General features: G+C 60.5%; 19 protein-coding genes and 2 pseudogenes. 11 read left to right on the forward strand and 10 right to left on the reverse strand.

What is annotated here, in order from left to right; all coding sequences use genetic code 11:
• Window positions 1–15: 15 nt before the first annotated feature.
• The 7 genes and pseudogenes from QX094_RS18690 to QX094_RS18720 all read left to right on the forward strand — a co-directional run bounded on the left by QX094_RS18690 (window position 16) and on the right by QX094_RS18720 (window position 6,058).
• The gene (locus tag QX094_RS18690) at window positions 16–1,020 is read left to right on the forward strand and encodes a nitronate monooxygenase family protein (RefSeq protein WP_315714203.1); all 1,005 of its coding nucleotides are present in this window, start codon (window positions 16–18) and stop codon (window positions 1,018–1,020) included.
• A gap of 65 nt (window positions 1,021–1,085) precedes the next feature.
• A complete protein-coding gene (locus QX094_RS18695) occupies window positions 1,086–1,916 on the forward strand; it encodes an enoyl-CoA hydratase-related protein (protein WP_315714204.1) in 831 nt (276 codons plus the stop codon).
• On the forward strand, window positions 1,913–2,623 hold the full coding sequence (locus QX094_RS18700; protein WP_315714205.1) for an SDR family NAD(P)-dependent oxidoreductase: 711 nt from the start codon (window positions 1,913–1,915) through the stop codon (window positions 2,621–2,623). Before QX094_RS18695 ends, QX094_RS18700 begins: the two co-directional genes overlap by 4 nt.
• A gap of 106 nt (window positions 2,624–2,729) precedes the next feature.
• Window positions 2,730–3,236, forward strand: a pseudogene (locus tag QX094_RS34585) (fumarylacetoacetate hydrolase family protein); the annotation flags it as partial.
• Between the two features lie 99 nt (window positions 3,237–3,335).
• Window positions 3,336–4,133: an enoyl-CoA hydratase/isomerase family protein gene (locus tag QX094_RS18710; RefSeq protein ID WP_315714207.1), complete on the forward strand. Its 798-nt coding sequence runs from the start codon at window positions 3,336–3,338 to the stop codon at window positions 4,131–4,133.
• 1 nt (window position 4,134) lies between these two features.
• Window positions 4,135–5,400: a CoA transferase gene (locus tag QX094_RS18715; protein WP_315750119.1), complete on the forward strand. Its 1,266-nt coding sequence runs from the start codon at window positions 4,135–4,137 to the stop codon at window positions 5,398–5,400.
• Window positions 5,401–5,554: 154 nt separating this feature from the next.
• Entirely contained in the window at window positions 5,555–6,058 is a 504-nt protein-coding gene (locus tag QX094_RS18720; protein ID WP_315714209.1) for a helix-turn-helix domain-containing protein, read from the forward strand.
• Between the two features lie 81 nt (window positions 6,059–6,139).
• Here the strand turns inward: QX094_RS18720 and fabF are convergent, their stop codons facing one another.
• From fabF to QX094_RS18740, 4 genes are read right to left on the reverse strand one after another with little or no spacing between them, the layout of a single operon-like run.
• Window positions 6,140–7,402 carry a beta-ketoacyl-ACP synthase II gene (gene fabF, locus QX094_RS18725; RefSeq protein ID WP_315750120.1) on the reverse strand — a complete coding sequence of 421 codons (1,263 nt, stop codon included), beginning with the start codon at window positions 7,400–7,402 and terminating at the stop codon, window positions 6,140–6,142.
• A gap of 13 nt (window positions 7,403–7,415) precedes the next feature.
• Window positions 7,416–8,270 carry a xanthine dehydrogenase family protein subunit M gene (locus QX094_RS18730; RefSeq protein ID WP_315750121.1) on the reverse strand — a complete coding sequence of 285 codons (855 nt, stop codon included), beginning with the start codon at window positions 8,268–8,270 and terminating at the stop codon, window positions 7,416–7,418.
• Window positions 8,267–10,639 (reverse strand): xanthine dehydrogenase family protein molybdopterin-binding subunit, encoded by a 2,373-nt coding sequence (locus tag QX094_RS18735; RefSeq protein ID WP_315750122.1) that lies wholly within the window; start codon window positions 10,637–10,639, stop codon window positions 8,267–8,269. Before QX094_RS18735 ends, QX094_RS18730 begins: the two co-directional genes overlap by 4 nt.
• A complete protein-coding gene (locus QX094_RS18740) occupies window positions 10,636–11,127 on the reverse strand; it encodes a (2Fe-2S)-binding protein (RefSeq protein ID WP_315714213.1) in 492 nt (163 codons plus the stop codon). Before QX094_RS18740 ends, QX094_RS18735 begins: the two co-directional genes overlap by 4 nt.
• A 158-nt stretch (window positions 11,128–11,285) precedes the next feature.
• Here QX094_RS18740 and QX094_RS18745 point away from each other — a divergent pair, with 158 nt between their 5' ends.
• Window positions 11,286–11,783, forward strand: coding sequence for a helix-turn-helix domain-containing protein (locus tag QX094_RS18745; protein WP_316172576.1), 498 nt, complete (start codon window positions 11,286–11,288; stop codon window positions 11,781–11,783).
• A gap of 103 nt (window positions 11,784–11,886) precedes the next feature.
• On the opposite strand, the gene QX094_RS18750 is transcribed toward QX094_RS18745, so the two are convergent.
• Window positions 11,887–13,083, reverse strand: a complete 1,197-nt coding sequence (locus QX094_RS18750; RefSeq protein WP_315750124.1) for an acetyl-CoA C-acyltransferase — start codon at window positions 13,081–13,083, stop codon at window positions 11,887–11,889.
• A gap of 219 nt (window positions 13,084–13,302) precedes the next feature.
• Here QX094_RS18750 and QX094_RS18755 point away from each other — a divergent pair, with 219 nt between their 5' ends.
• Window positions 13,303–13,962 (forward strand): TetR/AcrR family transcriptional regulator, encoded by a 660-nt coding sequence (locus QX094_RS18755; RefSeq protein ID WP_315750125.1) that lies wholly within the window; start codon window positions 13,303–13,305, stop codon window positions 13,960–13,962.
• A 9-nt stretch (window positions 13,963–13,971) separates the two neighbouring features.
• Here QX094_RS18755 and QX094_RS18760 read toward each other — a convergent pair whose 3' ends face one another.
• From QX094_RS18760 to QX094_RS18770, 3 genes and pseudogenes are all read right to left on the reverse strand, one after another.
• A complete protein-coding gene (locus tag QX094_RS18760; RefSeq protein WP_315750126.1) occupies window positions 13,972–14,259 on the reverse strand; it encodes a hypothetical protein in 288 nt (95 codons plus the stop codon).
• Window positions 14,210–15,061 carry an alkene reductase gene (locus tag QX094_RS18765; RefSeq protein WP_315750127.1) on the reverse strand — a complete coding sequence of 284 codons (852 nt, stop codon included), beginning with the start codon at window positions 15,059–15,061 and terminating at the stop codon, window positions 14,210–14,212. Before QX094_RS18765 ends, QX094_RS18760 begins: the two co-directional genes overlap by 50 nt.
• A 113-nt stretch (window positions 15,062–15,174) precedes the next feature.
• A pseudogene (locus QX094_RS18770) lies at window positions 15,175–16,000 on the reverse strand (oxidoreductase).
• Between the two features lie 78 nt (window positions 16,001–16,078).
• Between QX094_RS18770 and QX094_RS18775 the strand changes: the two are divergent.
• Window positions 16,079–16,669 carry a TetR/AcrR family transcriptional regulator gene (locus QX094_RS18775; RefSeq protein ID WP_315714219.1) on the forward strand — a complete coding sequence of 197 codons (591 nt, stop codon included), beginning with the start codon at window positions 16,079–16,081 and terminating at the stop codon, window positions 16,667–16,669.
• Window positions 16,670–16,735: 66 nt separating this feature from the next.
• Window positions 16,736–17,770, forward strand: a complete 1,035-nt coding sequence (locus QX094_RS18780; protein ID WP_315750128.1) for an NAD(P)H-binding protein — start codon at window positions 16,736–16,738, stop codon at window positions 17,768–17,770.
• 37 nt (window positions 17,771–17,807) lie between these two features.
• Here QX094_RS18780 and QX094_RS18785 read toward each other — a convergent pair whose 3' ends face one another.
• Together QX094_RS18785 and grxD are read right to left on the reverse strand one after the other, a co-directional pair.
• The gene (locus QX094_RS18785) at window positions 17,808–19,133 is read right to left on the reverse strand and encodes a 4Fe-4S binding protein (protein WP_315714221.1); all 1,326 of its coding nucleotides are present in this window, start codon (window positions 19,131–19,133) and stop codon (window positions 17,808–17,810) included.
• Window positions 19,134–19,363: 230 nt separating this feature from the next.
• The gene (gene grxD, locus QX094_RS18790) at window positions 19,364–19,690 is read right to left on the reverse strand and encodes a Grx4 family monothiol glutaredoxin (RefSeq protein WP_315714222.1); all 327 of its coding nucleotides are present in this window, start codon (window positions 19,688–19,690) and stop codon (window positions 19,364–19,366) included.
• Between the last annotated feature and the right edge of the window lie 374 nt (window positions 19,691–20,064).

Genomic DNA, 20,064 nt, shown 5'->3' on the forward strand with positions numbered 1-20,064 from the left:
AAACTGGAGGCTTACGTGAAGACAGCTATCACTGAACTATTTGGCATCCAGCATCCGATTATTCAGGGCGGCATGCATTATGTCGGCTTTGCCGAACTGGCTGCAGCGGTGTCCAACGCCGGCGGCCTTGGCATCATCACCGGCTTGACGCAGAAGACGCCGGAGCTGTTGGCCAAGGAGATCGCGCGCTGCCGCGATATGACGGACAAGCCGTTCGGCGTAAACCTCACCTTCCTGCCGACCTTTTCGGCGCCACCCTATCCCGAATACATTCAAGCCATCGCCGAAGGCGGCGTCAGGGCCGTCGAGACCGCGGGCCGCAGTCCCGAGCAATACATGCCAGCGCTCAAGGCGGCTGGCATCAAGGTGATCCACAAGTGCACGTCCGTCCGGCATTCGCTCAAAGCCCAGGAAATCGGGTGCGACGCCGTCAGCGTCGACGGTTTCGAATGCGGCGGTCATCCCGGCGAAGACGACATGCCCAACATGATCCTGTTGCCGCGCGCCGCCGATGAGTTGTCGATCCCATTCGTGGCCTCGGGCGGCATGGCGGATGCCCGCAGCCTGGTCGCGGCGCTGGCGATGGGCGCGGCAGGCATCAATATGGGCACGCGTTTCATCGCTACCAAGGAAGCGCCGGTGCACGACAACGTCAAGAACGCGCTGTTGGAAGCTACCGAACTCGACACCCGCCTTGTAATGCGCAACTTGCGCAACACCGAGCGTGTGTTGAAGAACAAGGGCGTCGATCGCCTGCTGGAGATCGAGCGTGAAAAGGGCAAGAGCCTGAAGATCGAGGACATCCTCGACCAGGTCGCGGGCGTCTACCCCAGGGTCATGATCGATGGCGACATGGATGCCGGGGCCTGGAGCTGCGGCATGGTCGTCGGCCTCATCCATGACATTCCAACGGTGAAGGAACTGATCGATCGCATCATGACCGATGCGGATGCGATCATCCGTCAGCGACTAACCGGCTTCCTCGACGCCGACGAAAATTCCGCCCGAAAGAGGGCTTGAGGCGACAGACGTCCGCTAACGAGGTGGCGGATTGCTGATGGTCCTGGGCCGGGAGGCTGCGTATCATGACCGATGGATCAATTTCGATTGACACCGGAACGGACGAACTACTCTGCTCGGTCCGAGATCGCGTTGCCATTATCACGCTGAACCGGCCCGAAGCGCGGAATTCACTATCGGACCATTTGACGCCGGCGCTGCGCCGGATGATCAGGCAGACTGGCAGCGATCCTGATGTCGGCGCTCTGCTGATCACCGGCGCCGGCACCGCGTTTTGCTCCGGCGGTGATGTCAAGGGTATGGGCACAAAGTCGTCCACGAGGCCCATGGCCTATGGAGACAAGGTCGTACGCCTGATGGAAGGGCAGCGGACGCTGACCGGGGCGCTTGTTTCTCTCCGCAAGCCAACGATCGCGGCGCTTCCGGGGCCGGCCGCCGGCGCCGGCCTTGCCATCGCGCTTGCTTGCGATATCCGGATTGCCTCCGAATCTGCCTTAATGACTACTGGTTATGCCAAGATTGCATTGACCGGAGACTACGGAATTTCCTGGCTGCTGACCCGGTTGGCCGGAACGGCGCGCGCGCGAGAGCTGATGTATTTGTCAGAACGGATCGATGCCCGCCGCTGCGAGGCGTTGGGCCTTGTCAACCGTGTAGTACCCGATGCAGATCTGCTAAGCGAAGCGTTTGTCATCGCAAGAACACTCGCGAATGGTCCGGCCCATGCGTATGCAGCGATCAAAGACAATCTCGATCTGGCGCTGTCGACAGATTTTGTGACATCGCTGGACCATGAAGCCAAAAACATGGTCATGGCGGCGGAGACTGCACAGCATGCTGAAGCCGTAAAGGCGTTCATCGAGAAGCGCGCGCCTGATTTTCGAGGCATTCCATGAAGACAGCAATTGTCATCGGAGTGGGCCCAGAGCGGGGACTGGGGGCCCAGTTGTGCAAGAGATTCGCCGCTGAAGGTTTGAGGGTGATAGTCGCCGGCCGTACGAAACTCGCGCTCGAGACGATCGCAAATGACATTACCTCATCGGGCGGACAGGCTCTCCCGATAGTGGCGGATGCGACGAACGAAGCCGATGTAGTCGCAATGTTCGACAGAGCCGGCGATGAACTCGATCTGGCGATCTATAATGCGGGCAACAACACACCCGGGCGTATTCTGGAGATGGAAGCGGGGTACTTCGAGCAAAGCTGGCGTGTCGTCTGCTTCGGTGGGTTCCTGTTTGGCCGCGAGGCCGTTCGCCGCATGCTGCCGAACAAGGCCGGCACGCTTTTGTTTACCGGCGCCAGTGCTTCGCTGCGCGGAAAAGCGGGGTATGGCGCGTTCAATTCGGCGAAAGCTGGCTTGCGGATTCTCGCGCAGGCCATGGCAAAGGAATATGCCAGCGAAGGGATCCATGTAGGGCACGTCGTTGTCGACGGAGCCATCGCCGGTGACAAGATCTTCAAGCGCATACCCGACGCAGCCCAGCGGGAGAACAGCCTGGTCAGTATCGAGGGCATAGTCGACGCATTTGCGTTCCTCTACCGGCAATCACTGCGAGCATGGTCGTTTGAAGTTGATGTCCGTACCTCCCAGGAAAGGTGGTGATCGCCGTCAAGCCGGTGCCTCATTCATGGGAGGCGGGCCCGTGGCCACCTGAAATTTCTCAGCGTCATGACGTGCAATTGCAAGCCGTGGCCTATGCTCCGCTTCACGGTGCAGGAAGGTGATGGACTACGAACTGGCGTTCGGATTCGTCACTAAGCGTAAAGGCGCGAACATGGCTGCGAAGGCGCGCGATCACATATTTGGCTACACGATTTTCAATGGTTTTTCCGCGCGAGATGCCCAGCTCATAGAGATGGCAGGCCGGCTCGGGCCGGCCAAGGGTAAAAGCTTTGATGGGGGCAATGTGTTGGGGACCCTGGATCGTCACGCATGACGAAATTGACGACTCCTACAAACTCAGGATGGAAGCTCGCGTGAACTGAGAACTTCGTTCTCAAGGTACCAGCGAAGGCGTGCTTTTCTCATTCGAGGAAATCATTGCACACGTCACCCTGGATGAGACGTTGATGCCCGGCGAGTTCATCGAGTCTGACACGGTTGGCAATGGCTGCGGCCTCGAACTCGGTGGTACCTCGAGCATGGAGAGGGCATTGAGCTCGAAGTCGAGAAGATCGGCATCCTGAAGAACCGCGTGGAACGCCGGACTGGTTGATATCGATGACGACTTGCAAAACGCAAGTCATCATGTATTGTGCCTGCAAGAGCCGGAGTGTGCATCTGCAGGTGAGGGGCCGGAAAACAGGAGGCAACTTTGTCCGAGGAAGCGATGGTTGCGCGCGAGGAGCGTGGCAATATCTCCGTTTTGACGATGGTTTACCGGCCGTACAATCTGCTCGGCCCGAAGCTCATCAACGCTATCGTGGAGCAGGTGGAAGCATCGCGAAAGGCGGGTAGCCGTGCCATCGTGATCCGGAGCGGATTGCGCCACTTTTCTGCCGGCGCCGACCTGGACATCTTTGACAAGCGCGTAGCGGAGGGCACATCTGATCAGAGCGGTGAAAATCGGCTGCTGAGCGGGGTCGAGTTCCTCCGCTTCATGGAATTATTGCCGATTCCGTTGATCGCCAGCGTTCATGGCGTTTGCCTCGGCGGCGGGCTCGAGCTCGCGCTGTCATGCGACTATGTCATCGCAGCTTCGTCAGCAAAGATCGGCTCGGTCGAGGCGACGCTTGGGTTGCATCCGCTACTTGGCGGAATCCAGCGGCAAGTTCAGCGGATCGGGGCACAGCGAGCCAAAGAGATGTCGATGTTGGCACGGCGCTACGATGCGCCGACATTGGAGAAGTGGGGCCTGATTAATCTTACCGTGCCCGAGGAATCCTTGGAAAAGGCGACGATGTCTATCGCGGAGGAGTTCGCGCAGGGGCCGACGGTAGCGCACGCGGCGACCAAGGAGCTAGTGCATATTGCGGTCAACGACGGTGTGGTGGCGGCAGACGAGGCGATGGCAAGAGTGCAGGCGCCGATCTGGGCATCGGAAGATCTGAAAACCGGTCTTGCGTCATTCCGCAAGAACGGCCCGGGTCTCGCCAAGTTCGCGGGGCGCTGACATGGGCGGTCCTCTCAACGGAATCCGTGTCGTCGACTTCTCCCGTGTGTTGGCAGGCCCCTTATGCGCGCGAACCTTGCAGGATCTCGGTGCCGAGGTCATCAAGGTGGAGCCGCCAAGCCCGGACGTCTCACGCTTCGCCTTTCCCTCAACCGACGGGATGTCGGGCTATTACGCGCAGCAGAACGCCGGTAAACGCAACGTCAGCATCAATCTCAATGTTCCCGGTGCTTATGAACTCGCACTGAAGCTCTGCGATACCGCCGATGTCGTCGTGGAAAACTTCCGCGCGGGCACGCTTGGTTTCTTCGGCCTTGATTATGAAACCCTGTCCAAGCGCAATCCGCGATTGGTATATGCCTCGATCACTGGCTATGGCCAGGGCGGACCCTGGCGCAGCCGGATGGCCTATGCGCCGACCGTGCAGGCCGAGGCCGGCTTCACCGAAAACAGCATTCGTCACTATGGAGAGGCGTTGACTGAACCGCGCACGGACAGCCTCTCGCACGCGGACGTCTACGCCGGCCTGCAGGCCACCATCGCGATTCTTGGCGCGCTGAATAGCCGCCAAAGGACAGGTCAGGGCCAATATATCGATGTCGCGATGGCTGCGACACTGCTCGCGGTCAACGAACGTGCACATGTCGATCTTTCCGACGATGATATTGGAGCCGAGCCCGCCGTGCTCGGCGCGACGGACTGCTCATTCTTTACCGGACCTAATGGAGAGCATTTCACGGTTGCGACGAGCATTATCGGCAGCCGGACCTTCCCATCCTGGCTGCGCGCGATGCGTCGCGTGGATTTGATGGACGACCCGCGCTTTGCGAGCGCGGCCGCGCGTCGCTTGAATTTCGGTGTGCTGCACCAGATCATCCAGTCGTGGATCTTGACCTTCCCCGACATGGCGACGCTCGATGCCCAATTCGACGAAGCCAAGATCGCGATGGGCGAGATCCGCTCGATCAAGGAACTAAGCGCGTCGGAATGGAGCGATTATTGGGGCGCAGTGCAGCACGTGCCGGACCGCAGCGGCGGCGAATATCGACTGCCGGGTCGGCCGTGGCGGTTCTCGGCGGAGGAGTTGAAGCCGATCGGAGCACCTGCGTTCCAGGGAGAGCACAATTTCGAGGTGTTCAGCGAACTGGGCGTGAGCCAGGAGGAACTGAGACGCTTGAGCGAAGCGGGTGTGCTGGTCACGCATCCCCGCGCTCTGGAGCCCGAGATTGGCGTCAAGCCGCCGGCCGAGTCGGGCCGTGCGGCCTGAGATACGAGAGAACCATTCGGCTGCGAAGGTTTGCAACCCCCTAGCTGGCACTGGACATACTGGGATTCCGCTCAATATGGTATGAGCTGAATTCGAAGCTAGGAAAACTATGTCCGGTGCGAAGCAGAGCCGTCTTGCCAATAAGGAATGCTCCATGGCTCGTGCCATGGAGGTGGTCGGCGACCGCTGGTCCATCCTGATTCTCCGTGAAGCCTATTATGGCGTGAAGCGGTTCGATGAGTTCGAACACTACATTGGCATTGCTCCCAATATCTTGAGCAATCGCTTGAAGAAGTTCGTCGATGCTGGTGTGATGACGCGCGTGCCGCTGCCCGAACATTCCGGACGATACGAGTACGTGCTGACCGAGAAGGGGCGCGCTTTCTTTCCGGCCTACCTGGCTCTCAAGAAGTGGGGCGATGATTGGCTCGCAGAGCCTGAGGGACCGCAGGTCGTCTTCCGCGATCGTGTCGCTGGGCGCCCGATTGAATTTCCCGTACTGCGGACGTCCAGCGGCAAGCCTCTGCGGCTCGAGGACGTCGAAGTGGTGCCGGGCTCGGGCGCCGTTCCCTTCAATCGCAAGCGATTTGGTGGCACGGCTTCTGCGGAAGCCTCGGCTGGTGTGAGGGCAAGCGCCCAAAGACGAAAGCGGAAGTAGCGGCTTGCCAAGATGTGGCTAAGGCGGCCGGGAGAACGCAGCAGCCGTGGCCCGCTCCGCTTTTACCGGAGCTGAACCCCGCTACTGCCAGCGCCGAAAGATGATGCTCGCGTTGACGCCTCCAAAGCCGAAACCGTTGGAGATCGCATGCTCCATCGTCATGGGCCGGGCCTGACCGGCGACAAGGTCGACACCTGCCGCGGCGGCATCGCAAGTTTCGAGATTGAGAGTAGGTGGCGCGACCTGATCGCGCAGTGCCAGAATCGTGAAGATTGCTTCCGCTCCGCCGGCCGCTCCGAGCAGATGGCCAGTTGCGGATTTGGTGGCACTCACGGCAATCTGCCCCTCGCGGCCGAAGACCGCCTTGATCGCCTCCAGTTCGGAAACATCGCCGACTGGCGTTGACGTGGAATGCGCGTTGAGGTGCTGGACGTCACCGGGTTTGAGGCCGGCCTGCCGCAATGCGCCTTCCATGGCGCGGCGCGCACCGTCGCCGTCCTCGGGCCCTGACGTGATGTGGTACGCATCTGCCGTCGTTCCGTAGCCGACGATTTCCGCAATCGGCTTTGCGCCGCGGCGGATCGCATGCTCCAGATCTTCTATGACCAGGACGCCCGCGCCTTCGCCCATGACAAAGCCGTCGCGATCACGGTCGAAGGGACGGGAAGCGCGGGCGGGCGTTTCATTGAAGCCGGTCGAAAGCGCACGCGCAGCGGCGAACCCGCCCAGGCTCACGAGATCGATGCAGGCTTCCGAACCGCCGCAAACCGCGGCGTCGGCTTCTCCAGATCGGATCAGGCGTGCGGCATCGCCGATTGCCTGCACGCTCGCGGCGCAGGCGGTGACCGGCGCGCCGATGGGACCCTTGAAGCCGTAGCGGATCGAGATGTGGCCAGCCGCGAGATTTGCGAGAAAGGACGGCACGGTGAAAGGCGAGAGACGCCGAACCCCGCGCTGGTCTGTGGCGCGGACCGCTTCCACGATCGCCGGAAAGCCTCCGATGCCGGAAGCGATCACTGTTGCCGTGCGCTCGAGCGAATGCGCATCGGACGGAGTCCATTCCGCCTGGGCAATGGCCTCGGCCGCGGCGGCAAGCGCGAACAGGATGAAGCGATCCATCCTTCGCTGATCCTTAGGCGCGACGGTCAGATCCGGATCGAATCCGCCCTCTTGATCTTTGGCCCTTGTCGGCACCATTCCTGCGACCCGCGCCGGCAGGGCCGCCGCCCACTCGGGAAGGGCGGCAAGCCCCGAACGGGCCGCGAGCAGCCGTGACCACGCCAGCTCGCTGCCGCAACCCACCGGCGATACCAATCCCAATCCCGTAACGACGACTCGGCGCATCACGGATTCCGTCTCACAAGGAAAGCGCAAGTAGCGCGCGTCTGGTCTCGGTCCGGATCAGATTCGCCCGATACTCCGCTGAAGCGTAGCGATCCGAGAGGCATTCGGTGGTCTCGCTCAGCAATGTGGCCGCCTGGTCGATATTCTCCCGCGACAATGTCTTTCCGGTCAGGAAATCGGCAGCGGCCTGGCCGGCGAAAGCGTGGTTCGCCGCGCCTGTCACGCCGAGGGAGACCTCGGCCACCACGCCGTCTCGCATGCGCACGCCGACCGCAATGCCCACGACAGCAAAGCCGCTCGCGGGATGCCGGATCTTTCGGTACATGAAGCGCATGCCGGCTGTCGGCCGCGGGATATGAATGCTGGTGAGAACCTCGTCCGGTTCCAGCACGGTAGAAAAGATATCGACAAAGAAATCCTGCGCCGCGACCCGTCTGTGGCCGTTCGCGCCGGCGATCTCGATCTCTGCCTTCAGCGCGACGACGACCGCCGGCCAGTCAGCCGCCGGATCGGCATTCGCAAGCGAGCCGCCGATCGTGCCACGGTTGCGCACCTGGGGATCGGCTATCAGACTCGCCGCCTGGCGAAAGATGGGCAATTCCTCGAACAGCGTCTCTGATGCAAGCAGGTCGGCATGCCGCGTCAGCGCGCCGATCCTGACTCCGGCTTTGCCGATCTCGATGCCCTTGAGCTCGGTGATGCCTCCGATATCGATCAGAAGTTCGGGCGACGCCAGCCGCAGCTTCAGGGCCGGAAGCAAGGTATGGCCACCGGCCAGGAGCTTCGTTCCGTCGGGATCTTCCCGCAGCAGATCGATGGCCTGGGCGAGCGAAGCCGCGCGGACATAGTTGAAGGCTGCCGGGATCATTGGAGTTCTCCCGAGCGCGCCTCTTGTACCGCCTTCCAGATTCGCGGCGGCGTCAGCGGCATATCGAGATGTTTGATACCGAACGGTGACAACGCATCGAGTACGGCGTGGACCATGCAGGGGGGCGCCGCGATCGAGCCACTCTCGCCGATGCCCTTGACGCCAATCGGATTGGTCGGCGAGGGCGTCTCCTGGAACTGCGAGCGGATGTTCGGCACGTGCTCGGCGCGCGGAACGGCATAGTCGAGCAGTGAGCCGGTCAGGAGTTGTCCATTGTCTGGATCGTAGCTGACCTCTTCATAGAGCGCCTGCGCGATGCCCTGCACGACGCCACCATGAATCTGGCCCGCCGCGAGACGTGGATTGATCAGGGTGCCGACGTCGTCAACCGCGACATAGTCGAGAATGTCGACGATGCCAGTCTCAGGATCGACCTCGACGTAGGTGAGGTGGACGCCTGACGGCGAGCCCATACCGGTTGGGTCGTAAAACTCCGTTTCGTCCAGGCCCGGTGTAACGCCATCCGGCAGCTTGTGGCCGACATAAGCCATGCGGGCCACCTTCGAGAACGTTAACGGCGCGATATCCGTGCCAGGCACGCTGAACGCACCGGCGGAATAGGAAACGTCCTTCTCATCCACTTCCAGCATGCTCGCCGCGATCTTCTTTGCTTTGGCCACGACGCGCTGCGAGCACACATGCACACTGGATCCGCCGACCGCCATCGAGCGGGAATTGAACGTGCCGTGGCCGGCCTGCACTTGCCGCGTGTCCCCCTGCACGATGTCGATGTCCTCAACGGGAATCTGCAGCACGTCCGCGGCAATCTGCGACAGCGACGTGATATGGCCCTGACCCTGGCTCATCGAGCCTGAATAGATCGTAGCCCGGCCGCTGGAATCGATGCTGACCCGCGCACTTTCCCAGCCGCCGCGATCAAATCCGCTGAGCGCCAGCCGCCGCGACGGCGCCATGCCACACATATGCGTATAGGCGGCGATGCCGACGCCGCGATAGACACCGCTGGCACGCAAGGCATCACATTCCTTTCGGCGCCCTTCGTAGTCGAAGGCGGCAAGCGCCTTGTCGAGCAGTCCCTGATAATTTCCGCTGTCGTACATCACGCCCGTGCTGCCATACGGTCGATACGGAAATTCCGCTGCTTGAACGAAATTCTTCCGCCGCACCTCGACCTGGTCGAGATGAAGGTGGCGCGCGACCGCATCGATCGCCCGCTCGGCGATATAGGCGCCCTCTGGTCGTCCATAGCCGCGATAGGCATCCACCGGCACCGTATTGGTGACAACGACTCGGGATATCGCCTCGTAGTTATCGATCTTATAGGTTCCGGTACCGAAGTTGACGGTGTTCACGGTGGGACCGCCGCTCGCCATGTTCGACAGATAGGCGCCGACATTACCAAGGGTTTCGACTTTCAGGCCCAGGATATTGCCGTCGTTTTTGAACGCGATCTCGATATTCTCCGTGTGCGCGCGACCGTGGCTGGTCGATTGATGGCTTTCGGAGCGGCTTTCCCACCATTTGACTGGCACGCCGAGCTCGCGTGCGAGATAGGGGCAGAGCAAGTCTTCGGGGTAGAGGTGCATTTTGGCGCCAAACCCACCTCCGATATCAGGCGCGATCACCCGCAACTGATGCTCGGGAATACGAACCGTCTCGGCGATCCAGCGCCGGTGCATGTGCGGAACTTGGCTGCCAATATAGACCGTCAGCGTCCCGTCTGGCTCCGGCGTGGCAACGATCGCGCGCGTTTCCATGCAGGTCGGGATCAGGCGGTTGTTGACGACGCGCAGTCCGATGACCTGATCGGCCTCGTTGGCGGCCTTCTGGTAGTCGCCGCCACGCACCTTGTAGATCGTAGTGATGTTGCCGGGAACGTTGTCATGAAGTTGCGGCACGTCCTGCCGGATTGCGGTCTCTTCGTCGATCACGGCAGGCAGCACTTCGTAACCGACGTCGATCAGCCCGACGGCGTCGTAGGCTTCGGCCAACGTTTCCGCCACTACCAGCGCGACGCATTCGCCGACAAAGCGGACGCGGTCGGTCGCGACTACAGGGCGGAACGGCACCTTGCTGCCCGGAAGAACCCAGTTCGGAACAATCGGGCCAATCTTGCCGGCGAGCGCCATCCCGGAAAGGACCAAGCGAACCCCTGGTGCGGCTTTTGCTGCAGAGAGATCGACGCTTCTAATCTCGGCGTGGGCGTGCGGCGATCGCAGTACCGCCATGTGCAGCATGCCCGGCAGCCTGACGTCATCGACGTAGCGGCCCTTGCCAGCGAGCAGCTTGAAATCTTCGCGCCGCTTTAAGGGCCGACCGATATGGCGGATCGCAGGCGTGTCGTTCAAGGCTGCTGCTCCTTCGCTGCGAGGCTTTCAACGGCGCGGACAATGTTGTGATAGCCGGTGCAGCGGCAGATATTGCCGGCAAGTCCATGGCGGATGTCGTGCTCGCCGGGATTGGGATGATCCCTCAGGAGCTGCCGTACGCTCATCACCATGCCCGGCGTACAGAAGCCGCATTGCAGCGCGTGATGTTCGTGAAAGGCGGCCTGAACAGCGCTGAGTTCGCCACCGGGATCGGTCAATCCCTCGACCGTGGTGATCGACGCGCCGTCCGCCGTCACGGCCAGTACCGTGCAGGATTTGACCGCCAGTCCATCGATTTCGACGGTGCAGGCACCGCATTGGGAGGTGTCGCAGCCGACATGGGTGCCGGTGAGGCCAAGATCCTCCCGGATCAGATGGACCAGCAACTTTCGCGCTTCAACGAAAACCGTCTTGCGCGATCCGTTTATCTCGAATGTCACCAAGTGCCGGCTGTGAGGGTCGGGCATTTATCCTCCTGGGATCGGCGCGCGGTTTTTGTTATCCAATAGCCACTCTAATAATAAGAGTGACAAAAATGCAAGACATTTCTTGTCGATGTTCGCGGCTTGGCGCTTGGATGGCGTCCCGAGCATGATTATTCTGCTGAGAAGTGTTGTTAGGAGGGATGATGCGCTCGAAGGGCTTTGAAGGAATGGCGTGCTCGATCGCCGGCGTATTGAACGCTGTCGGTGACCGCTGGGCCATGCTCATCCTGCGCGATCTGTCACTGGGATTGAGCAGATATGAGGAGTTGAGGAAGTCGACCGGCGTCACACATGCCACCCTGTCCGATCGGCTCAAGCATCTCGAAGAAAATGAACTGCTCGAGCGGCGTCGGTATCAGACCGGCCCTGAACGCTACGAATACCTTCTGACCCGAAAGGGCAGGGACATTATCCTGGTGATCCAGGCGCTTGCCCAGGTCGGGGACAAGTGGGCGATTACGGGGGATGCGGGTCCGCCGCTCAAATTCATCAACAAGAACAGCGGACGTCCGGTTAAGCTCGCTCTTGTCGATGACAAGTCGGGCGAATTGGTACGCATGAGGGATGTCCGGCCGCTGGCCGGACCAGGGGCTGACGACCTTGTTCGGTGGCGGCTCGCCAAGTTCGACCAGCGATGATTCGGATTGCAGAAGGTGGACCGGGGCTGAGCTTCCCGATAGAAAATCGGCAAGCGACACCATTTGGGCCGCTTGCCAAGTGCTTTTTGCGAGCTGGCCTCGACTAGCGAACGATACGCTGGACGGCGATTGCAGTGGCTTCACCGCCGCCGATGCAGAGTGCGGCGACGCCGCGTTTGAGGTTCTGCGCTTCCAGCGCATGCAGCAGCGTCACGATCAATCGCGCGCCGGTGGCGCCGATCGGGTGGCCGAGCGCGCAGGCGCCACCATGGACGTTGAGCTTTTCGCGGGGAATGCCGAGGTCCTTCTGCGCGGCCATCGCCACCACCGCAAAGGCTTCGTTGATTTCAAACAGGTCGACGTCGCCGACGCTCCAGCCGACCTTGTCCAGGAGCTTGCGGATCGCCGGGATCGGCGCGGTGGTGAACCATTGCGGTTCTTGGCTATGGGTGGCATGGCCCCTGATTTCCGCCAGTGCCGGCAGTCCCTCGCGATCGACGAGCGAGCGCTTCGCCAGGATCAGGGCGGCGGCTCCGTCCGCGTTCGCCGAGGAGGCGGCAGGCGTGATGGTGCCGTTGGCGCGGAACGCCGCCTTCAAGCCTGGGATCTTGGCAGGGTCGACCTTCAGCGGATGTTCGTCATTGGCGATGACGCGCGGCCCTGCTTTTTCGGTCAGCGTGATCGGTGCGATCTCGGCCTTGAACGCGCCGCTTTCCACGGCCTTGAGTGCTCGGATCAGCGTCTCCATCGCATAGGCGTCTTGGTCCTTGCGGGTGAACTGATAGGCTTCGGCCGTGGCCTCGCCGAAGTCCCCCATCGAACGGCCGGTCTCATAGGCATCTTCCAGGCCGTCCATCAACATGTGGTCGATGATCCGGTCGTGGCCGGCCCGATAGCCGGCGCGCGCCTTTGCCAGCAGATATGGCGCGTTGCTCATGCTCTCCATGCCACCGGACAGCACGATGGCGGCAGAGCCCGCATTGATGATGTCGTGACCGAGCATGGTCGCCTTCATGCCGGAGCCGCAAACCTTGTTGATCGTGGTGGCCCCGGTCGCATCAGGCAGCCGGGCGCCGCGCGCAGCCTGGCGGGCCGGCGCCTGACCCTGGCCGGCCGGCAGCACGTTACCCATAAAGACCTCGTCGATCCGCTCCGGCGCGAGCTTGGCACGCTCCAGCGCTGCCGCGATCGCGTGAGAGCCGAGCTCATGTGCCGAGAGCGGCGACAACTCACCCATGAAACGTCCCAAAGGCGTGCGTACGGCCGAAAGAATGACAACGGGATCGGTGACTGCGGACATGATGAAATCTCCCCGACAAGCGGTGTTGTTTGTATGACGATAATCATATAACTTGGCTCATCTTGCAATGAAATGTTGCGGGGAGGCATGGCGCAAAATCCAGGACTGAAACGCCGTCGCCGATGCTTAGATGTCGGCTGGAATCGGAGCGGCCGGCCATGGGGCGTTTGGCGTCTGATGAGCCGCCCAACAGATCTTCTGCAAATCGGATGAAGCACGATGCGTTACGTGAGAGATCATAAGCGTCAGACCCGCAACCGGATCGTCGAGAATGCCTCCTACGGTCTGCGCAAGAAAGGTGCCGAAGCGCTCAGCGTTGTCGATTTTATGCAGCTCGTTGGTCTGACACATGGCGGCTTCTATAACTATTTCGCGTCCCGTGCGGCTCTCGTTGCTGAAGCAACCGGCTTTGCAATGGATCAGACTATCGAGCGCTGGAAACGGCTGACGAATGGGAGCGCTGTCCCGACGTGCGTTGATGCGATCGTTGCCGATTACCTCAGTCCTCGCCACCGTGACGATCCCACGCACGGTTGCGCGCTTCCGGCGCTCGCCGCCGACATCGGGCGATCAGAAGCGCGGGCACGCCGGAGCTTTGAGCGTAAGCTGGATCAAATGGTCGACGTCCTAGCTGAGCTAAATTCCGGCGCTTCTTCTCAAGAGGCACGCCAGATCGCCACAGGCATCATCTCGACCATGGTAGGTTCAATTCTGCTCGCCCGTGCTGTCAACAGCAAAGCAGCTTCTGACCATATTCTTGGGGCCGGTCGAGAGATCGTTGGTGAACTTGGTGCTCGACGGTCCGACCGCGCGGCCAGCAGCTTAGTTCGAAAAAATGATCGTGATGGCGCTTCTGTTCCACACCGAGGTGTTCGGTGAGGCCCGCTCCTATGTTTTCGCCGGATCTTCGCGCCCCACGTTCTCCGGAGATTTCGGCAGTGTAGGATAGTCGGTATAACCGTGGGCATCCGGACCGTAGAAAGTTTCGGGGCGGGGCTGATTGAGCGGCGCGCCGAGCGCCAAGCGCTTAGGCAGATCCGGATTGGCAATGAATGCCTTTCCGAAGGCAACCGCATCGGCCCAACCCGCATCGAGGACCGCCTGGGCGGTTTCCGCAGTGAAACCTTCATTTGCAATATACTTTCCGCCGAAGGCGGCCTTGAGAGACGGTCCCAAGCTGTCGGGTCCCAAGCGCTCGCGAGATGAAGGCGATGCCGCGCCGTCCGAGTTCAGCTGCCACGTATCCGAACGTCGAGGCACGGTCGGAGTCGCCCATGGAATGCACGTCAGCCCGAGGCGCAAGATGCATTCCCACCCGGTCGGGTCCCCATACCGACGCTGCAGCATCTGTGGCCTCGAGCAAGAGCCTGGCGCGGCTTTCGATTGAGCCTCCGTACCGATCCGTCCTTTGGTTGGAGCTATCTTGGAGGAATTGGTCCAGCAAATACCCATTCGCGCCGTGGAGTTCCACGCCATCGAAGCCAGCTATCTGGGCAAACTTGGCAGCATTGCGAAATGCTTCGACAACCTCCAAGACTTCTTCTGTCGTAAGCGGGCGCGGCACGCTGAAAGCCCGTTCCGGACGGACAAGGCTGACGTTGCCTTTCGCGGCGATGGGGCTGGGGCCGACCGGCGCCTGACCATCCAGGAATATTGGATCGGAGATCCGGCCGACGTGCCAGATCTGCATGAAAATCCGCCCCCCACGTGCCTTCACCGCGCGTGTAACGGCTTTCCAGCCCTCGACGTGGTCTGCCGACCAAATGCCGGGAACGCCGGCATAGCCCACTGCCTGAGGCGAAACAGGAACACCTTCTGTGATGATCAGACCCGCCGAAGCCCTTTGCGCGTAATACTCCGCCATGATCGCATTGGGGATCCGGCTCTGGCCTGCGCGTAGCCTGGTCAGCGGGGCCATGATGACCCGGTTCGGCAGATGCAGATCGCCAATAGTTACGGGGTCAAACAGCGACGGCATTTAGCCTCCGGAATACGGTTGCAAGGCGTTCGCGCGAAGTTGTTGATCGGGAGGTTCAAACATCCTGTCGCGGCGATCGTGGAAATCGCTCGCGATCGACTGTTTCGACGGGATCACCCCGGCAGCCCCATCTGCTTGCGAAGGCTTTTGTCGAACATTCCTTCAGGCACAAAACGACGAAGGATGCTCACCTGGCGCGCAACCTTTCCGCAGGTGTATCGCCGACGAGGTGACGGCGTTGTCGCGGCCAAAATCACCTTCTCGGCAACAACCTGGGGGACTCTCGGCTGTATTCATCACATCGCGTAGCAGCGCGCTGGCTCGGGTTCGCGCCGACACATATTCCTTCAGGTCTCGGTCGGGAAGCACCATGTTCTGCTCAAACGAGGTGCGCGTATAGGCCGGCTCAAGCAGGCAAACGCGAACGCCAAAGGTCCGCACTTCGTGGTCGAGAGATTCGGAGTAACCCTCGATGGCATGCTTCGTAGAAGAATAGAGGGCGGAAAACGGCGCAGGTATCAATCCCAAGACCGAACTAATGTTGATGATCCGTCCGGCTTTTCGATCTCGCATGGTCGGGAGGACCGCATTTGTCATGCGCATCACTCCGAAGACGTTCACGTCGAACAAGGCCTTGGCCTGATCGGCCGAGGATTCTTCGGCCCCGCCCAGCAAGCCGAAGCCTGCATTGTTCACCAGAACATCGATCCTGCCGGTCGCAGCCAGTACCTTGTCGACGGCCGCTTTCACCGAGGCGTCGTCCGTCACATCGCAGCTTAGCATCTCAGGATCGCTCGCGGCAGCTCGTCGGCTGGTCCCGAACACCCGGAATCCCGCCTCGCGCAATGCTCTTGCGGAGGACAGCCCGATTCCCGTCGAAGCCCCGGTCACGATCGCCACTTTTCCGTCCTGTCGCACAGAAGCTCTCCGTTGACGCAGTTGAACCCTAGATTAGATTAAGATATACATATCACATGATTTACATCATACAATAGGCTGTTCGTTCGGAGGGCCTGCATGCGGTATGCCAAGGGGCACAAGGATAGTTCGCACGAACGGATACTGAAGGTCGCCGCAAGGAAATTCCGGCGCCAAGGCATTGCGGCGACTGGAATGACGGGAATTATGTCCGAGGCGGGCCTTACGAATGGCGGCTTCTATTCTCACTTCGGCTCGAAAAGCGATCTCGTTCGGGAAGGGCTTGAGCGGGCGCTGGACGAGCAGTTGCGGCGACTGAGTGAAGCCGACGTTGTCCCCGGGGAACTGAGCACGCTGATCCGGTCTTACCTGTCTGCGGAGCATCGCGATCGGCCGGACGTTGGATGCGCCTCGGCTGCACTGCTTCCAGAGATCGGTCGCCAACCTCGATCCGTCCGAAAGGCCTACACAGCTAGATTGCGCGAAATATTCGAGCAGCTAAAGAGGCGATTGCCGCGGAAAACGTCCAGCCGCGCCGCGCAAGAGGCCGCAATCGGAATTTTCGCTGTACTCGTCGGCTCTCTCCAGCTTGCTCGTGCCGCCGAAGACTCGTCGATGTCGGATGCGATACTTGCGGCTGGCATTCATGCAGCAAATGCGCTCGCGCTCGTACCTCAACAAGAGCGCTGAGCTTGTCTCGTCCGGCTTTCAGATAATCAGACCAAGTAAACGATCGAGATCAGGGAGGACACGAGTATGAAGAGCAAGGCGCCAATTCTGGTGACGAGCGCCGGTGGACAAACCGGCTCGGTTGGCCGAACCGTTGTTCGCGGCCTGCTGCAGCGCGGCCTTCCCGTCCGTGCGTTCGTGCGGAAAAATGACGAGCGGGCGCAGAGTTTGCGCGACATGGGAGCCGAGGTGTTCGTGGGCGATCTCCTAAATCCGCGTGACGTCACGCAGGCCGTCAAGGGTGTGCGGCGCATCTATTTCAGCATGAGCTTGAACCCGTCCTACGCCGATGCCACCATCTTAATGGCCGCGGCGGCCAAGAAGGAAGGAGACACCGAGATATTCGTCAACATGTCGGACTATGAGCAATGTTACATGACGCTCGAGACCATGTCCGCGCCGGACGCGGAGCGCATCGCCGTGCTGGGCGTGGACGTCCAGTGGTCGCCCCAGCAAAGGGCGCATTGGGCGGGCGAGCGAGCCCTCGATTGGTCAGGCCTGCCGATCGTCCATATCCAGGCGGCGATGTTCGTCGAGAACCCAATCACACTGTGGGTGCCGGCTATGACCATTAAGGAGGACGGCACGATCCGTCTGCCATTCGGCCTGGGAAAGACCGCGCCGGTGGCGACGGCCGACGTCGCTGATGTCTGTATTGAGGTGTTAGCTGACCCAACCGGTCACGCTGGGAAGTCCTACGAGTTGACGGGGCCGGAACGAAAGGACATGTACGGGTTTGCCGAGGATTACTCGGCGGCGCTCGGTCGAAAGATCGAATACCTGCCGACGACGATGGAAGAGTTTCGGCAACGTATGCGTAAGCTCATGCCTCATATCGCTGAGCATCCTGCGTTGCATCTGGAAAACCTGTGCATGCAAAATGGCGGTGATCGGTATATTGCCGAGGTAACGCAGGACGTCGAGAAGCTGCTCGGCCGGCCGGCCACCACATTCAGGAAGGTCATTGAAAAGGAGGCGTGGCGCTTCGAGAGGGGGACGCCAAACCATCTGCAGCACCGCGAAGTGAAGGATCTGAACCCGACCCGTGTCTTGCAGGCATAGCGGCTTTGCCTCGCTCAAAACTCCGGACCTGAAAGCCCTAGAATGGAAAGCAGCGCATATAGGCGGCGAACAGATCTGCATCGCTTGGAACGATGAGCCGCGACTCGATCGCCTCCGCAAGCTCGAGATCGCGGCTAAGCACTCGGAGCCATGCCTCGCTATCGGCCGTGATCGAAAGCCGGGCGTCGCCGGCATGGGTTCCGGGCGTTACATCCAGAATCTTGTCGTTGATGCGCACTGTCCCTTGGAACGGAGTTTTTCCCGTAAAGGTCCAATGAGTGACCAGATCGAGCTTCTTTGCCTTTCCACGCTGGAAGCCGAGCCTCAGTGTAAAGAGGTACGCCTGAACGCTTCCGATCGGACGTCCTGCGCGCACATGCCGGATCGTCTTATTCGGGAACCGTCGTGGCGCACTCTCCTCGGCGTCCGATCCAGGAATCACGAACAGCGTCTCTTCTTTCTCGAGCAGAGGTTTGACCACATCATTCACATAGGACACCCGGTCATCAAGATATGGTCCGATTACATCCTCGCCAGCCGGGCAGACCGATACGCAATATGCAGCCTTGTACCCGGGCTTGAATGAGAGAGATTGCCAAATGCTCTGAGTCTCGGAAGGGCTCACGCGGGACCTGTAGTCCTTCGCATCACGCGAGTCCGCAACCTCTTCGACCCATTTGGTAAAGTTTCCGAGAAAATCGTGGTAGTTGTGCGTGAAGCAGGTCTGAAAATCGAAGTACCCATCGTGCTTTATCGCGCCGACGGGGCAAGCTCCGACACATAGTCGGCATTCCAAGCAAGGATTATAGTCGATCGGCTGGTCATAGGCATCGATCTCGTCCGCCAGCAAGATCGTTCCAAGCAGGATGAAGCTGCCAAATTTCGGGTGGATGATGTTGCGATGAATCCCCATGCGACCCAGCCCGGCCTCGACGGCGACCGGCTTGTGCTGCACCATCATGATGCGTGCCTGGTCCATCTCCATGGGAAATGCGGCAACCGAATTGCAGGCCGCGATGCCGTGCTCCGCCAGGGCGCGGACAATTGCGCGCGAAGTCTCGTTCACATGGTCATAGGTTCCATGAAATTCCTCATTAGCCACCGAGCGAGTGGGAGAGCGTACCGGCTCGCGATTCATATGACATGCGATCGCCATCAAGGACTTCGTGCGGCCATAGACCTTTCGGATGTAGTCGACTTGGGGACTGATTGCCGGACGGCCAATCTCGACCAGCCCGACATCGTCCGCTCCACAGCTCATCGCGATCCTCTTGACGAGCTCCGCCGACAGCGGCGCCGCGTCGGTCCGGGCCAGGCTGCGCGACCGAAAGGCCTTTACCGTCGGATGATCCTCAATGGTCAATTTTCGTCTCCTCAGATGCGTCGAGTGTCATTCCGACTGGGAAGCGACCTGCGATTGATGCAACGAAAGAATGCTGAGACTGCCACCAGGCGCTGCTCCATCCTCGATAGCGCTTGGCCCTGCACATCACACGGCAAATGACCAAACATTGCGCGGACGCTCATGTGTTTTCGCGACATCGGCGCCCTCTGATGACGGGGTAGGCCATCGACAGAGAGCCCAGCCGTGGTTCATGATCGCGCCGCTTCCTGCGGCTCCGAGAGAATGGCCTGCAGCTCTCCAGACCGGAACATCTCCGTCACGATATCGCAGCCACCTACGAATTCGCCCCGTACATACAGCTGTGGAATGGTCGGCCAGTCCGAGTAGTCCTTGATACCCTGCCGCAACTCCTCCGACTCGTAGATGTTGTGCGATTTGAACGAAACTCCCAGATGATCGAGGATGCGAACTACCTGCGCCGAGAACCCGCAGGCCGGCGACGAGGGCGTACCTTTCATGAACAGGACGATCTCGTTGGACTCCACCTCACTGCGAATGAACTGCGCAACGCTCATGTTGGTCTCTCCATCTGTCCGTCGCATCAGTTCGAATTTAGCACTTAATGGTCGGGCCAGAAAAGAGCGAAATTGCCTTGAAGCCTGCTTGGCCGGCCTCGCGCTAAGGCGCGGTAGCTATTATTTTCCGCAGAGTCCACGAAGGATGCCGGTCGATCGGACAGTCGACCATCGCTTGGAGGGATTAGAACGACCGGGCGCTCGATTGGATCGAATATCAATTCTAAAAAGGAATTGACGAGCGTTCTGTGGCAGCTAAAGTCGGGTCAATCACAAGAAGAGACTGATGGCTGTCGTCTGCGCCGAAGCCACTGTTTCAGGAGGGAAAATGGGCGCTCGACCCCAATTTTTGGAATTTGGAGGTTGTCCGCGCA

The organism is Bradyrhizobium sp. SZCCHNS1050 (genome assembly GCF_032484785.1).
GTDB lineage: Bacteria > Pseudomonadota > Alphaproteobacteria > Rhizobiales > Xanthobacteraceae > Bradyrhizobium.

Coding starts and splice junctions, on each gene's coding strand:
- QX094_RS18695 (WP_315714204.1), top strand. CDS start 1,086: ATGACCGATGGATCAATTTCGATTGACACCGGAACGGACGAACTACTC.
- QX094_RS18700 (WP_315714205.1), top strand. CDS start 1,913: ATGAAGACAGCAATTGTCATCGGAGTGGGCCCAGAGCGGGGACTGGGG.
- QX094_RS18715 (WP_315750119.1), top strand. CDS start 4,135: ATGGGCGGTCCTCTCAACGGAATCCGTGTCGTCGACTTCTCCCGTGTG.
- QX094_RS18720 (WP_315714209.1), top strand. CDS start 5,555: ATGGCTCGTGCCATGGAGGTGGTCGGCGACCGCTGGTCCATCCTGATT.
- fabF (WP_315750120.1), bottom strand. CDS start 7,402: ATGCGCCGAGTCGTCGTTACGGGATTGGGATTGGTATCGCCGGTGGGT.
- QX094_RS18730 (WP_315750121.1), bottom strand. CDS start 8,270: ATGATCCCGGCAGCCTTCAACTATGTCCGCGCGGCTTCGCTCGCCCAG.
- QX094_RS18740 (WP_315714213.1), bottom strand. CDS start 11,127: ATGCCCGACCCTCACAGCCGGCACTTGGTGACATTCGAGATAAACGGA.
- QX094_RS18745 (WP_316172576.1), top strand. CDS start 11,286: ATGATGCGCTCGAAGGGCTTTGAAGGAATGGCGTGCTCGATCGCCGGC.
- QX094_RS18750 (WP_315750124.1), bottom strand. CDS start 13,083: ATGTCCGCAGTCACCGATCCCGTTGTCATTCTTTCGGCCGTACGCACG.
- QX094_RS18755 (WP_315750125.1), top strand. CDS start 13,303: ATGCGTTACGTGAGAGATCATAAGCGTCAGACCCGCAACCGGATCGTC.
- QX094_RS18765 (WP_315750127.1), bottom strand. CDS start 15,061: ATGCCGTCGCTGTTTGACCCCGTAACTATTGGCGATCTGCATCTGCCG.
- QX094_RS18775 (WP_315714219.1), top strand. CDS start 16,079: ATGCGGTATGCCAAGGGGCACAAGGATAGTTCGCACGAACGGATACTG.
- QX094_RS18780 (WP_315750128.1), top strand. CDS start 16,736: ATGAAGAGCAAGGCGCCAATTCTGGTGACGAGCGCCGGTGGACAAACC.
- grxD (WP_315714222.1), bottom strand. CDS start 19,690: ATGAGCGTTGCGCAGTTCATTCGCAGTGAGGTGGAGTCCAACGAGATC.